Raw genomic sequence first — 13,837 nt, 5'->3', positions numbered from 1 at the left:
TTAGGCCGCTTGGCCGGTCGGCGGCGGCGGGATGCGTACGCCTTCATCGCCGTACTGTTTCAGCTTGTTGCGCAGAGTGCGGATCGAAATGCCCAGGATGTGCGCCGCATGCGTGCGGTTGCCCAGGCAGTGCGTCAGCGTCTCCAGAATGAGGTCCTGCTCCACTTCCGCCACAGTGCGGCCGACGAGGTTGCGCGCCGCGGCCTGCGCCGCCTCGATCGCATCGCCTGTTGCGTCACGCTTTCCGACCGGTGCGCCATCGGGCGCGCGGATCGCCTCGGCGCCGACTTCTTCGGTGTTGGTCAACAAGATCGCGCGATGCATCGCATTCTCGAGTTCGCGCACGTTGCCGGGCCAGTTATGCGCCAGCACTTGCTCGAGGCCTTTCGCCGACAGCCGGCGGGCAGGGCGGCCGTTGGCGCGCGCATACTTGTCGATGAAGAAGGCCGAGAGCGCCGCCAGGTCGTCCTTCCGCTCCCGCAGCGCTGGAATGCGCAGATTGACGACATTGAGGCGGTAGAGCAGGTCTTCGCGAAACTCACCCGCGCGCACCGATTGGGAGAGATCGCGGTTCGACGTCGCCAGGATGCGGATGTTCACCGGCACGGGCTTTGCGCCGCCGACGCGATCGATCACCCGCTCCTGCAACGCGCGCAGCAGCTTTGACTGCAGCCTCAAGTCCATTTCCGAGATTTCGTCGAGCAGCAGCGTGCCGCCGTCGGCTTCCTCGAACTTGCCGATCCGGCGCGCCACCGCACCGGTGAAGGCGCCTTTCTCATGCCCGAACAGTTCCGACTCGAGCAGATGCTCGGGGATCGCCGCGCAATTCACGGCGATGAAGGGCTTGTCCCTGCGCTTCGATTTCTTGTGCACGTACCGCGCCAGCACTTCCTTGCCGACACCGCTTTCGCCCGTGATCATGATGGACGCGTCCGAACCCGCGACCTGATCGGCGAGCGCGATCACCTGTTTCATCGCCGCGTCGGCGGCGATCATCGGCCGTTCGTCGTCGCATACGGCGGCCAGCACCGCGGCGATCAGCTCCGGATCGGGCGGCAGCGAAATGTACTCGCGCGCGCCTTGGCGGATCGCCCGCGCCGCCATCATGGGATCGACCCCGACGCCGGCCGCCACCACCGGCACGACGATCCGTTCGGACTCGTTCGCCAGGATCAGCGCTTCGATATCGAGCCGCGCGTCGACCATCAGTAGATCGGCGCCCCGCACGCGCAGCGCCGTCGTCGCCTGTTCGATCGTATCGACGTGGCTGACCTTGGCGCCGTTCTCCATCGCGATCTTGGTGGCGGCGGAGATCTGCCCTCCGAGCGGGCCGACGATCAACAAACGCATGTCCGTGCTCCTTACGCCGCTTTAGGCGACGTCCCCATCCTTGATGATTTCGGTCATCGTCACGCCGAGGCGTTCGTCGACGACGACGACTTCTCCGCGCGCCACCAATCGGTTGTTGACGTAAATGTCGATCGCTTCCCCAACTTTGCGATCGAGTTCGATCACCGAACCGCGCGAAAGTCGCAGCAGGGACGCGACCTCCATGTACGAACGGCCGAGCACGGCCTGGATGTTCACCGGCACGTCGTACACGGCGGCCAGATCGGCGGCGCTGCGCTCGCTGCTGTCGTGCGCGCCGCCCGTGTCGTTGGGAGTAGGGGCGAACTCGTCGAGCTTCAAATCTGACATCGTCTTGCCTTTCAGGAGTTCGTCGTCGGCGCTGCGAGTGCGGCTTCCACCAGCGCTTGGATTCTCTGCGCGGCTTCTTCGGGATCGAGGGTGACGACGCCGTCCGACCAATCGATCGAGACTTCGCCTGCGCGCATGCCGGTTTGCGCGCGCACCAGCACGGCGCCGGCGTAGGCATGAGTCTGCGCCATCTCGTCGATACGCGGCTTCAGCGTTTCGGCTGCTTCGGGCGACAGCTTCACCAGGAGACGCGGCTGGTGGCGCAGCGTATCCATCGCCGCCTCTACCGCCGCGGCCGCACGCTCGGCGCCATAGGCGTCGAGCGCCGCCCCCGCAATCTTGCGCGCCGCGGTCAGCGCGATGCGCGCGGCTTCCTCACGCATGGAACGGCTCTCCGCGTCGAGCCGCGTCAGTATCGCGGAGGCGGCGCCCGCCAGTGCTTGCAGGGCGGCGGCGGCTTCGCGCTCTGACTGCGCCGTCGCATCCTGCGAGCCGCGTTTGTAAGCGGCCGCGCGTTCGGCCTCGACTTCATCCGCCGACAGCGGCTTGGGCGCAGCGCTGACGATCGCGCCGTCCGGGGCGAACTCTGTGTCGAAGGCGTATCGGCGGATGTTGGCCATCAGTAGATCAGCTCATCTTCCGACTTGCCGTCGCTGAGCACGATCTCGCCTCGCGCGGCGAGCTCCTTCGCCGTCGCCACCATGCGCGTCTGCGCGGCGTCGACGTCCTTCAGGCGCACCGGACCCATCGACGCCATCTCCTCTTTTAGGATCTTTCCGCCACGCTCCGACATGTTCGAGAAGAAGAGCGAGCGCAGCGCATCCGAGGCGCCCTTGAGCGCCAGCGCCAGATCGCTCTTGTCGACGGAGCGCAGCAGCGTCTGCACGCCGCCGGAGTCGAGCTTGCCGAGGTCTTCGAACACGAACATCAGCGCGCGAATGCGGTCGGCGCTCTCGCGATTCTTGCTTTCGAGCGAGGAGACGAAACGGCTCTCGGTATGGCGGTCGAAATTGTTGAAGATTTCCGCCATCAGCTCGTGGCTGTCGCGTTTGGAGGTGCGCGCGAGGTTCGACATGAACTCGGTGCGGAGCGTCGTCTCTATTTTCTCCAAGATGTCGCGTTGCACGGGCTCCATCGCCAGCATGCGCATGATGCATTCCGACGCGAAATCCTCCGGCAATTCGGCAAGGACCTTGGCCGCGTGCTCCGGGCGCACCTTCGCCAGCACGACTGCGACCGTCTGCGGATACTCGTTCTTCAAATAGCTCGCGAGCACCGACTCGTTCACGTTGGCGAGCTTGTCCCAGATGTTGCGGCCGGCCGGGCCGCGGATTTCTTCCATCAGCGACTCGACCTTCTCTTTGGGCAAGAAGGCCGACAACATGCGCTGGGTTTGCTCGTACGAGCCCATGATGGCGCCCGAGCCCGACAGCTTGTTGACAAACTCGATTACCAGAGCCTCGACGGTCGCCGCCGGCACGAGGCCGAGCGATGACATCGACTGCGAGATTTCCTTGATCTCTTCTTCGTCGAGCAGCTGCCACAATGCCTTTGCTTCTTCGCCAAGGCACATCAGGATGATCGCGGCCTTTTCCACGCCACTATATTTCGACGTGTCGACCTTGTTGGACGTCGACGTTTCCGCGGCAGGCGCCGGAGCGGCGTTCGGTTGGGGTTTTGCGACAGCGTTCATGGGCGTCACATCGCGTTGTTGAGCCAGCCGCGGATGATCTGAATCGATTCATCCGGGTGCTTGTCGACGACTTCCGCGACCTTCTTCACCGACGAAGCGCGGACGCGGCCTTGGATTTGCGCAATGTCGATGACGGCCTCCGGATCATCCGGAGCGGAAAGGGCGGCCGCGGCGCCCGATGGGCCCGGCAGCGCCGGCGTACTCGCCGGAAGCGCGTCCGCGGAAGCGCCGCCGCCCGCGCCGCGCACCAAACCGCCAATCAGCGGACGCAGCACGAAGAAGACAAAAGCTAACGCGGCAACCAGCGCCGCGACGATTTCGACGATGCGCATGACGTCGAGATCGCCGAGGAAGGCGAACATGCCCGGCTCGGCCAGTTCGCCGCCTGGCGGGGCGATGCGCGCGAACTGTGTGTTGACCACTTCGACAATATCGCCGCGCTCGGCATTGAAGCCCACGGCCGACCGAACGAGCGCCGTCAGCCGCTGCATTTCTTCCTCACTGCGCGGGGCATAAGCGCCTTCGGCGCCGTTCTCACCCGGCGTTAACACGCCATCGACAGCGACGGCGACCGAGAGCCGGCGGATGCGCCCACCTTCGCTTACTTCGGTGCGCGTGGTGCGCGAAATTTCGTAGTTGACCGTTTCTTGGCTCGAATTGTTGTTGTTCTGCGTGCCGCCGCCAGCACCGCCGGTCGGGTCCGGCACGTTCGCGCCGGCCGTCGCGCCGCCTGCGCGCTCGTTGCTGGCGGCGGTTTCCTCCGTCGTGGAAGTCGAGCGCACGACGCGCCCTTCCGGGTCGAAGCGCTCCGAGGTCTCGCTGACGCGGTTGAAATCCATTTCCGCAGTGACCTGCACGCGCGCATTCCCTTGACCGACTACGCCTTCGACGATGTCGGTCACCGTACGGCGGATGCGTTCCTCCGTGGCGGTTTGGCGGGAGTCGATGCCCTCGGCGACGGCGCCTTCTTCGGACTGCGCCGCGGCCAGCAAGCGGCCAGTCTCGTCAATGATGGTGACGCGGCTCGTCGTGAGCCCGGGCGTCGCGCTCGCGACTAGGTTGCGGATGGCGCGGACTTGGCCCTCTGTCAGCTCGTCGCGGCGCAGTCTCAGCACGATAGAGGCGGAAGGCTGCTCTGTTTCGCGCGCAAACAATTGTCGCTCTGGCAGCACTAGGTGCACACGCGCGGCGGCGATGCCGTCGAGCGAGCCGATCGTGCGCGCCAGCTCGCCTTCGAGCGCGCGCAGCCGGTTGATGTTCTGCTGGAACTGCGTTTGACCGAGCGCGTCGGGCTCGTCGAAAATTTCGTAGCCGATCGATCCGCGCGAGGGCAGGCCCTCGGCTGACAACATCATCCGTGCCTCCAGCACGCGCGAGCGCGCAACGAAGATCGAGCTGCCGTCGCCGCGCAGCTCGTAGGGGATCTCGGCCTGGTCGAGACGCTGCGTGATCTCACCCGCCTCGCGCATGTCAACGCTGGCGAACAGAAGCGACTTTTCTTCCCCGCCCATGCGCAGCACGAGCGTGAAGAGCAGGGCGGCCGCGACAGCGGTGATGCCCAGCGCCGCGAACAGCCGCGTCGGCCCCGCTTTCAGCAACAGATCGGCAAAACCGTTCACGCCCAGCCTCTGCACGCACGAAGACGAGCGCCCAGAATCAGGTGGGCAAATCTCGCCGGTCGGCAGAAATTGCCCGGTCGGACGTGAAACAATGGTTAAGCGCTCTTAGCCATGCGCAGGAGGGCTGGACCGCGCGAGCAAGGAGCCGGGCCGGCGCCGCGAGAACGACAAAGGCCCCCGCCGCGAGGCGGGGGCCTTTCGTGGGCCGCGATGAATGCGCCCGCGCAAAGCGCGGGGCCGGCATTACATGCCGGCGCCGCGATAGTGCTGGATGCGAGTGGTGCGCAGACCCGGAAGGCCGTGTTTCTCGATCGACTTGCGCCAGCCTTCGAACTCTTCTTCCGAGAGCCCGTAGCGAGCGCACGCGTCTTCGAGCGTCAGCAAGCCGCCGCGGACAGCCGCGACAACTTCCGCTTTGCGCCGGATGACCCAACGGGTCGTGCCCGGCGGTGGCAGATCGTCCAAAGTGAGGGGATTCCCGTCGGGACCCATCACCACCCCATCATAGCGGCGTTGCTTCTGCATAGCGCCTTTCTCCTCGTTCTTACGCCTCACGATAACTCGGAGCGCTAAAGAAACGACTAAGACGCCGTCGGGAAAAAGTGCAAAAGCGTGTCTCGAATTAGAACATGAGTCTCTTACTCATTTCTTACCCGATCGCGCCAATCCACTAGCGCTTGATCATCAGCAGCTCTTCCAACATTTGGTCGGCCGTGGTGATGATCCGCGACGCTGCAGAGTACGCGCGTTGCGTTGTGATGAGGTTCGTGAACTCCGCTGCGAGATCGACGTTCGATGCTTCGAGGGCGCCGGAGACAATCCGCCCCGCGCCGCCCGCGTTCGCCGCGTTGATGTTGTAGAGGCCAGATTCCAGCGTCGTCCGGAATGCGCCGCCCTGATCTGGCGCAAGGCCGTTCGGATTGAGGAACGTCGCCAGCGGGATCTGATAGAGTGCGCGCGCGCGGCCGTTCGAGAACTGCGCAGTCAGATAGCCGTCGCCTTCCAGCACCAGTCCGACGAGATCGCCCGGAGGCACGCCGTCCGCCGTCACGCTGGTGACGCCGAAGCTCTTGGCGAACTGGGTCATGCCGGTCGAAAGGTCGAGATCGAGATCCTGCGGCGCGGCGCCGGTGGAGGCGGCCCAGTTGACGGTGAAGGTGGAGCCGATGGTGCCAGATACGCTTTGCACTGTGCCGTCGGCGTTGAACTGCAGCGTGCCGGTGGCGAGCAGACCGCCGGTCAAGGCGCCGCCGGTGATGTTGGTGTTCGGGCGGGCGTAGGCTTCGACCTGCCATGTGTTCGGACCCGTCTTCAGGAAGCCGAACGCAATGGTGCGCGGCGCGCCCAAGCTGTCGAACACTTCCAGCGAGCTCTCGAAGTGCGGCGAGATCGTGCCGTCGGCCATGTCGCCGGCCGCATAGGCAGGCGGACCGGCATAATTGGCTTGGTCGGAATTGAGGTTGGCGTTGATGCCGACATTGGCGGTCGCTTCGGCAAGACCGCCGACGCCGGAAATGTTGATCGGTTCGATCGCCGAGAGGGAGGTCGGCGAGGAGACGACGCTGCCGTCCGAGTTCACCGGCCAGCCCTGCAGGAAGAGACCTTGCGCGTTCACCATGTAGCCGTCGGCGTCGATGGTGAACGAGCCGGCGCGCGTGAAGAGCACCGAGCCGCCGTTTGAGAGCTGTTGGTTGTTCGGCGAGACGATGAAGAAGCCGTCGCCGGAGATTGCGAGGTCCGTCGTCGAGCGCGATTGCTCGAGCGAGCCTTGCAGCGAGATCTGCTGACGCGTCAGCGGCAGAACGCCGCCGGCATTGTACGTCGTGTTCGAGTTCTGCGCATTGACGAGCGCGGAGAAGTCGACGCCCGAGCGCTTGTAGCCGACCGTGTTCACATTGGCGATGTTGTCCGAAATCACAGCGAGCGCGCTCGAATTGGCCGTGAGGCCCGAAACGCCCGCGCGCAGAGCGGTATAAATAGACATCAGTCCAGCTCCATGGCCGCGTGCGTCCAAGCCTGCGCGGCGGTTGAATCAGTGATGGAGCGCTTCTGCGCAAATTAAGCGCCGGCATTCGGCCGGCGCGAATTCCAATGCGATCAGCCCGTGGTGCTGTTGTTCAGCACCGACCTGATCTGATCGATCGAGCGCGTGCCCGACGGCGTGATCACCACCGGCGTGCCGCCGGAGAAGTCTACGCCCATGATGGTCTCGCGCACATTGATGGTCGGATCGATTTCCTCACCCGCCGCGTCCTTCGCCTCGAACGTCAGCGTGTAGACCCCGTCCGGCGCCGTCGTGTTGTTGTTGGTCTTGCCGTCCCAGGTGAACAGGTGCTCGCCCGCTGTGCGCGCCGCGGTTGTCGTCGTGTAGACGATCTTGCCGCTCGCATCGCGCACGTGCACGGTCATGGTCGTCGCGTTCTGTGGCAGATTGTACGCCCAGTTCGCTGCGCCGCCGGCGAGATAGGTTTCGTCCGCCTCGATGATCGCATCCTTGCCGAGATAGGAGAGGGCGGCCCCCGCCGTGGCGGCCTGATACTGTCCAACCAAGCCTTCGAGTTGCTCGTTGGTGCGGATCTGCTGTTCGACCTGGCTGAACTGCACCAGCTGCTGCGTGAACTGCGTGGAGTCCATTGGCGCCAGCGGATCTTGGTTCTGCAACTGCGCTGTCAATAGCACGAGGAACGTGTCGTAATTGTCCGAGAGCCGGTTGCGGTCGCCCGCAGCCTGGCTCGGCACGTTATTGGTTACGCCGCCTACCGGCATGTCTCAGCTCCTCAAACCATTACGTCGACGCGCACGCCGCGCCAACGTTCGTATCCGATCGGGCGCGCCGCCGGAGGCGCATCGGCGAGCACTTCATCTGCGCCTCCGTCACCACCATTGCGTCCGCCGCTCGATGCTTCGTCGTCCGGCCCGCCATGGCTTTGGCGCAGATCGAATGACAAGCCATTGTCGCTCAGCTGCAAGCCGGCCGATTGCAGCGTCTGCTCGAGTTCGCGCGCATGGCGCGCCAGCTCGGAGAGCGCTTGCGGAGAATCCGCCGCGACTACAGCCGTCACGCGATGATCGCGCGAAACTTCGAGACGCACTTCGATGCGGCCCAACTCCGGCGGGTCGAGCCGCATTTCGAACCGCGTGGTCTCACCGTCGAACCGGCGCACGATCTCGCGCGCCACCTGAGCAGCGGCAGGCGCCGCGCGTGCGGCGCTATTCTCCAGCACGGCATGCTGCGCCTGCGCTGCGACTGACGTCGTTGTGCCGGCGATGGGTGTCGCCGGCGTCTGTACCGCTTGCGCGGCCTCGGGCGCAGCGTTGGCGGCGGCGAACGACGTTGCTTCCGTCTTCGTCTGCGTTGCTCCGCCATTTCGCGCCTGAGTCTTTTGCGCGACCGCTTGCTCGAACGCCTTCGCTTCGGCGGCGTCGCTCTTGGCATTGCCGCGCCTGAACTCGGCCTTGTCGGATTGCGCCGCGGCTGCTCGCGGCGGCGCGGGACGATCGGTCGGCGCCGTTTGAGCGAGCGCGACGACGTCCTGCGAGGCCTCGGTTGCTGGCTGCTGCGTCTGTGTAGGCGTCGCTGGCGTTGGCGCGGGCGCCGCCTGTTGCGAAACGGCTGCCGTCTGTTGCGGTTGCTGCGTTTGCTGGTGAGGTTGAACGGAGTTCGCTGGCGCTTCACTGCGCTTCGCGGCGTCCGCCGTCGTTTGGGCGTCAGGCTGAGGCGCGCCCTCGGTCTCAGCGTTCTGCTCGTCGCTGGCCGTCGCCGCCTCGACCGGTGGGGCGTCGCCCTCATTTGCGCCCGCCGGCGCACGCGGAAGGGAGGGTGCGGTGTCCGGTGCGGATTGGTCGACAGGCGCCGGATGCGGCTCAGCCTCGCCTGACGCTTCGGCGGCGGGCGCGGCGGCTTGGCCGATCAGCTGCGTCATCACCGCCGTCGACTGCTGCGGCTGCGGAGAAGAGGACGGCGCAGGTTGCGCTAGCGTCTCATCGGCAGGCGCGTCGTCCGCCGCCTCTATCTTACCTTCTGTGTGCTCCGCGTTCGTCTCGGGCGCGTCGTCGGCGTTCGCGGCTTCGAGATGATCGTCGAAGCTCTGGCCGGACGGCGCATCCGGCGCGCGCGCGGCCGGACGCGCCGGCGGCGGTGCGATCGCATCGATGACGGCGTCAGCCGCGAAATCCATCTCGTCCCCCAAGCGCCGCGCGGATGCCGGCTCGGAGCTATCAGCAAGCGCCGGGCCACGCCGCTAACCATATAAAATGCAGAAAAAACAACGTCCTGATCTGATCTGCCTGGCGCCGTGGCTCGGCAATAAACGCCGCCGCCCGGCATCTTCTGCCGGGGTCCGTCCGCTTGGCCCCAGCCTTGCGAGGGTTAACTGCAAAGGCCCGAACCGCCGCCCCGCGCGGCGCGGCGGAGCTGCGGAGAAAAACGTTTTGCGTCAGGTGCTTACATGCCCCCGCGGGCTGCGTTCGACCCGCCGCGCCACGCGGCAGATTCCGCCTGCCGCTAGGCGCCTTTTGCCGGGTGCGCGCGCATGAGCATCTCGACCGTTCTTCTCTCCGGCCTGAGCGGTCTTCGCGCCTCGCAGACCGGCATCGGCATCGTTTCGCAGAACATCGCCAACGCGAACACGCCGGGTTACGTCCGCACCGAAGTCAACCTGTCGCCGCTGACCCATCTGGGCGCCGGCGCTGGCGTTCAGGTGGAGAGCGTTCGGCGCGCCGCCGACCGTTTTCTCGCCACCGCGAGCTACATCGCCGAGGGCGCCAAGGGCTCATCCGCCGTGCGCGCGGATATCCTCGCGCGCGCGCAATCGAGTTTCGGCGATCCCGCCAGCACGACATCCATGTTCGCGATGCTGGACCAGTTCTGGTCCTCGCTGACCGAACTGGGCGTCGATCCCGCCTCTGCGCTGCGGCGCGTCGACGCCGTCAGTTCACTCCAATCGACCTACACCGAAGTGCAGCGCATCGGGCAATCGATCCAGGATCTGATCGCCGAAGCCGACCAGCGCATCGGCGACGCCGTCTCCGAGGCGCAGAGCCTGATCAACCGCATCTCCGAGCTGAACGAGGAGATTCGCCTCAACAAACGCACCGGCGCCGATTCGAGTGGGGCGGAGAACGTGCAGTCCGCGCTCGTCGACAAGCTCGCGGCGCTGTTGGACGTGCGCGTCTCGCCGCTCGAAGAGGGCGGCGTGCACGTACGCACAAGCGGCGGCGCGCTGCTGGTCGGCCAGACTCCGGCGGTGCTCGAATACCAGCCAAACTCGTCGGAGTTCACTACGCACGGCGTCATCCGCATCAACGAACATCTCGGCACGAACTCCAATCTCGAACCGATGCTGCTCGGCGGCGAGATCAAGGGGCTCCTAGATGTGCGCGATCGCGATCTCGCAGGGCTCGCCGAGGCTCTCGGCGGCTTCGCCGCCGCCTTGGGCGACGCCTTGAACGAGGTGCACAACGAGAACGCCTCCTCGCCGGCGGTGTCGCAGATGGTGGGCCGGCAGACCGGATTGCTCGGCACGGACGCGATCGGCTTCACCGGCGAGGCCACGATCGGCGTCGTCGACGTCGGCGGCGTGCTGCGCAACCGGCTCCACATCGATTTCGACGCCCGCACGATCACGACCGAGGCGCCGAACGGCACGCTGAGCTTCGCCGCCGGAACTGTCGCGAGCTTCACCAGCGTGCTCAACACAGCTCTCGGCATTTCGACGCCCTCCGGCGGCGCTTCGTTCGCCAACGGCGTGCTGTCGCTCAATGTCAGCAACAGCGGCGGGCTGGTGATCCAGCAGGACGCCGCCGATCCCGCCGACCGCGGCGGCCGCGGCTTCTCGCACTTCTTCGGCCTGAACGACATGGTCGCGCGGCCGACGCCGATGTTCTTCGAAAGCGGGCTCGACGCCGCCGATGCGCATGGTCTTAATGCAGGCGGCGAAATCAGCTATCGGGTGCGCGATTCCTCCGGCCGCTTCGTCGCCGAGCGCACGATCTCGATCGCCGGTGCGCTCGCCGCACCCGGCGCCGACTGGGGCGATGTGGTCACAGCGCTGAATACGGCAGGCACGGGCATTGGCGAGTACGGTCAGTTCGCGCTCGACGCAGACACCGGCCGCATCACCTTCACGCCCACGCCGCCGTTCCAAGTGGATCTGATCGCCGACTCCACCTCGCGCGGCGGCACCGGCGTCTCGTTCACCGCTCTGAACGGCCTTTCCACCGCGGCCACCGCCGGTCGGGCGCTCGAAGTCGACATCGAGCCCTTGATTGCCGCCGATCCCTCACGCTTGGCGGTGGGCAGGCCCGATCTCACGGCGGCGCTCGGCGAGCGTGTGATCGAAGCCGGCGACAATCGCGGCGCATCCGCGCTGGTCGCCGCGCGCGACAGTGTCCGCAGCTTCGACAGCGCCGGTCTGCTCGGCGCCCAATCGACCACACTTGCGATTTACGCTTCGCGGCTCGGCGGCGAGGCTGGCCGTCTGGCGCAGGATGCGGAGCGCGCCGCGCTTGGCGCTGAAGCGGTCGCCACTGCGGCCGGCGATCGCCGGGCGCAGATCGAAGGCGTTAGCCTCGACGACGAACTGATGAAGATGACGGTGTACCAGAACGCATACGCCGCGTCCGCGCGCGTGATCCAGGCCGCGACCGAGATGCTCGATACGCTGCTGACCCTCGGCTATCGGTGATAGGAGAGAGACTTGAGCGGCGCACTCACTTTTCGCTTCACCACCCAAGCTCAGCTCGACATCCGGCGCATCACGCGCGAATTGTCGAATCTGCAGCGGCAGGTCGCATCCGGCGATGCGGCGCACGATCTGCTGGGCTTCGGCGGCGGCGCGAGCCGCTTGCTCAACGCGCAAAGCCTGAAGGCCAACGCGGACTCGCGCACCTCGGTGATCCAACAGCTTCAGGCGCGTTTCGGCGTTCAGGGCGCGGCGCTCGGCCAGGTTTCGGACAGCGCACAGATGTTGGCCCAGTCGATCCGCGAAGCGATCGCCTCCAATGACGGCCGCGGCATCGCCACCGAGCTCGAGCTTTCGTTCAACAGCATCGTCTCGGCGCTCAACGAAACTTGGAACGGTCAGCCTCTGTTCGCCGGCGAGCGCCAGGGCGCGGGGCCGATCAAGATCAACACGCTCGACGAACTCACCGCGGCCGCCGGCCCGGACGACATCTTCGACGAAGCGACACGTCACCAGGTGCTCGATCTCGGCGTCGGCGAGCCGATCGTGCTTTCGGCGAAGGCGTCGGAGATTTCGCAAGGTCTGCTGGAGACGCTCTCGGATCTGAAGCAGCTGCTGGACGGCGCCGGCGGCACGATCGGGCAGCCGATCAGCGCCGCGCACAACGCCGCGCTGCAGAACTTCGCCGATCGCCTCGACGACGAAGCCACCAAGTTCACCAACGAGGAGGGCCGCGCCGGCCAGCTGCAGAAGCGCTTCGCCACCGAGCGCGTACGCCTGCAGGAGCGCTCAAACCTGCTGCTGAAGGAGATCGGCGACCAGGCCGACGCCGATGTCGCCGAGGTCTCGGTCAAGCTCTCCTCGCTGCTGGTGCAGTACGAAGCCGCCGCCAAGACGTTCTCCGAGCTTTCAAAGCTCAGCCTGCTCGACTATCTGTAAGCCTTCGCCCTGGGCCTTGAACCCAGGGGGAGGATGAGAATGGCCGATCTGCTTACCGCGCCGCCCGCGAGCGCGCGCACCCTCAATTCACTGGGCATCGCCAAGCCGCCGTCGCAAACCCGCGTCGTCGCCGCCATGTCGGGCGGCGTGGATTCTTCGGTCGTCGCAGCGATGCTGAAGCGCGAGGGCTACGACGTCATCGGCGTCACGCTGCAGCTCTACGATCACGGCGCCGCCGTCAACAAGCCGGGCGCCTGCTGCGCCGGGCAGGACATCCACGATGCCCGCCGCGTCGCCGACGCGATGGGCTTTCCGCATTACGTGCTCGATTACGAATCCCGCTTCCGCCACGCCGTGATGGAAGACTTCGCCGACACGTACCTCGCCGGCGCAACGCCAATCCCGTGCGTGCGCTGCAATCAAACCGTGAAGTTCAAGGACCTGAAGCGCGTCGCCGAAGATCTCGGCGCCGATTGCCTCGTCACCGGCCATTACGTACAGCGCCTCGAAGGCCCGCATGGGCCCGAACTCCACCGCGCCGCCGACGCCGGCAAGGATCAAACCTATTTCCTGTTCGCCACCACGCGCGAGCAGCTCGCGTTCGTGCGCTTCCCGCTCGGCCATCTGCCGAAGAGCGAAACCCGCGCGCTCGCAAACGAACTCGGCCTTCGCGTCGCCGAAAAGCCCGATAGCCAGGACATCTGCTTCGTCCCGAACGGCAAGTACCAAGCCGTCGTCGAAAAGCTGCGCCCCGGCGCGATCGAGCCGGGCGAGGTCGTTCATATCGACGGCCGCGTCATGGGCGAGCACAACGGCGTCATCAACTTCACTGTCGGCCAACGCCGCGGCCTCGGCGTCGCCACTGGCGAGCCGCTCTTCGTCGTCAAGCTCGACGCCGCCGGCAAGCGCGTCATCGTCGGGCCGCGCGAAGCGCTCGGCGTCAGCCGCATCGCGCTGAAGGACGTCAACTGGATCGGCGAGCCCGTCGCCAGCGAAGACGAGCTCGACGGCCGCGATATCCTCGTCCGCGTCCGCTCCACCCGCCCGCCCGTTCCGGCCAAGCTGCGCATCGGCGCCGGCTGGAGCGTCGAACTTGACGTTCCGGAAGAGGGCGTCGCGCCGGGGCAAGCGGCCGTGTTCTACGATCCAAACTCCACCCGCGTCCTCGGCGGCGGTTGGATCGCGCGCACGGAATAGCTATCTGC

General features: G+C 66.1%; 12 protein-coding genes. 3 read left to right on the top strand and 9 right to left on the bottom strand.

Translation table 11 applies throughout. The features are described from left to right. The 9 genes from VEA80_RS09810 to VEA80_RS09770 form a co-directional block, all read right to left on the bottom strand. Positions 1 to 1,350: a sigma-54 dependent transcriptional regulator gene (locus VEA80_RS09810; RefSeq protein ID WP_325060551.1), complete on the bottom strand. Its 1,350-nt coding sequence runs from the start codon at positions 1,348 to 1,350 to the stop codon at positions 1 to 3. 21 nt (positions 1,351 to 1,371) lie between these two features. Next, a complete protein-coding gene (gene fliN / locus VEA80_RS09805) occupies positions 1,372 to 1,698 on the bottom strand; it encodes a flagellar motor switch protein FliN (RefSeq protein WP_325060550.1) in 327 nt (108 codons plus the stop codon). A gap of 11 nt (positions 1,699 to 1,709) precedes the next feature. Continuing rightward, positions 1,710 to 2,318 (bottom strand): hypothetical protein, encoded by a 609-nt coding sequence (locus VEA80_RS09800; RefSeq protein ID WP_325060549.1) that lies wholly within the window; start codon positions 2,316 to 2,318, stop codon positions 1,710 to 1,712. Further along, positions 2,318 to 3,391 carry a flagellar motor switch protein FliG gene (fliG, locus tag VEA80_RS09795; protein ID WP_325060548.1) on the bottom strand — a complete coding sequence of 358 codons (1,074 nt, stop codon included), beginning with the start codon at positions 3,389 to 3,391 and terminating at the stop codon, positions 2,318 to 2,320. The genes VEA80_RS09800 and fliG overlap by 1 nt, the downstream gene beginning before the upstream one ends. 5 nt (positions 3,392 to 3,396) lie before the next feature. Continuing rightward, the gene (gene fliF / locus VEA80_RS09790; RefSeq protein WP_325060547.1) at positions 3,397 to 5,010 is read right to left on the bottom strand and encodes a flagellar basal-body MS-ring/collar protein FliF; all 1,614 of its coding nucleotides are present in this window, start codon (positions 5,008 to 5,010) and stop codon (positions 3,397 to 3,399) included. A 243-nt stretch (positions 5,011 to 5,253) separates the two neighbouring features. Further along, entirely contained in the window at positions 5,254 to 5,535 is a 282-nt protein-coding gene (locus VEA80_RS09785) for a DUF1153 domain-containing protein (protein WP_325060546.1), read from the bottom strand. Between the two features lie 145 nt (positions 5,536 to 5,680). Continuing rightward, complete coding sequence (flgE, locus tag VEA80_RS09780; RefSeq protein ID WP_325060545.1) at positions 5,681 to 6,994, bottom strand: flagellar hook protein FlgE; 1,314 nt, start codon at positions 6,992 to 6,994, stop codon at positions 5,681 to 5,683. A gap of 113 nt (positions 6,995 to 7,107) precedes the next feature. Then, entirely contained in the window at positions 7,108 to 7,776 is a 669-nt protein-coding gene (locus VEA80_RS09775; protein ID WP_325060544.1) for a flagellar hook assembly protein FlgD, read from the bottom strand. Between the two features lie 11 nt (positions 7,777 to 7,787). After that, positions 7,788 to 9,188 carry a flagellar hook-length control protein FliK gene (locus VEA80_RS09770; RefSeq protein ID WP_325060543.1) on the bottom strand — a complete coding sequence of 467 codons (1,401 nt, stop codon included), beginning with the start codon at positions 9,186 to 9,188 and terminating at the stop codon, positions 7,788 to 7,790. 354 nt (positions 9,189 to 9,542) lie between these two features. On the opposite strand from VEA80_RS09770, the gene flgK reads away from it, so the two are divergent. Genes flgK through mnmA form a run of 3 tightly spaced genes read left to right on the top strand, consistent with a single transcriptional unit; the run spans position 9,543 to position 13,829 of the window. Beyond that, the gene (gene flgK, locus VEA80_RS09765) at positions 9,543 to 11,696 is read left to right on the top strand and encodes a flagellar hook-associated protein FlgK (RefSeq protein WP_325060542.1); all 2,154 of its coding nucleotides are present in this window, start codon (positions 9,543 to 9,545) and stop codon (positions 11,694 to 11,696) included. 12 nt (positions 11,697 to 11,708) lie between these two features. Next, a complete protein-coding gene (locus VEA80_RS09760; protein WP_325060541.1) occupies positions 11,709 to 12,632 on the top strand; it encodes a flagellin in 924 nt (307 codons plus the stop codon). A gap of 39 nt (positions 12,633 to 12,671) precedes the next feature. Beyond that, positions 12,672 to 13,829 carry a tRNA 2-thiouridine(34) synthase MnmA gene (gene mnmA / locus VEA80_RS09755; RefSeq protein WP_325060540.1) on the top strand — a complete coding sequence of 386 codons (1,158 nt, stop codon included), beginning with the start codon at positions 12,672 to 12,674 and terminating at the stop codon, positions 13,827 to 13,829. The last annotated feature ends 8 nt before the right edge of the window (positions 13,830 to 13,837 follow it).

This window comes from Vitreimonas sp., from assembly GCF_035627415.1.
In the GTDB taxonomy this organism is placed as follows: Bacteria; Pseudomonadota; Alphaproteobacteria; order Caulobacterales; family Aquidulcibacteraceae; genus Vitreimonas.
This window is presented reverse-complemented; position numbering and strand designations above follow the sequence as displayed.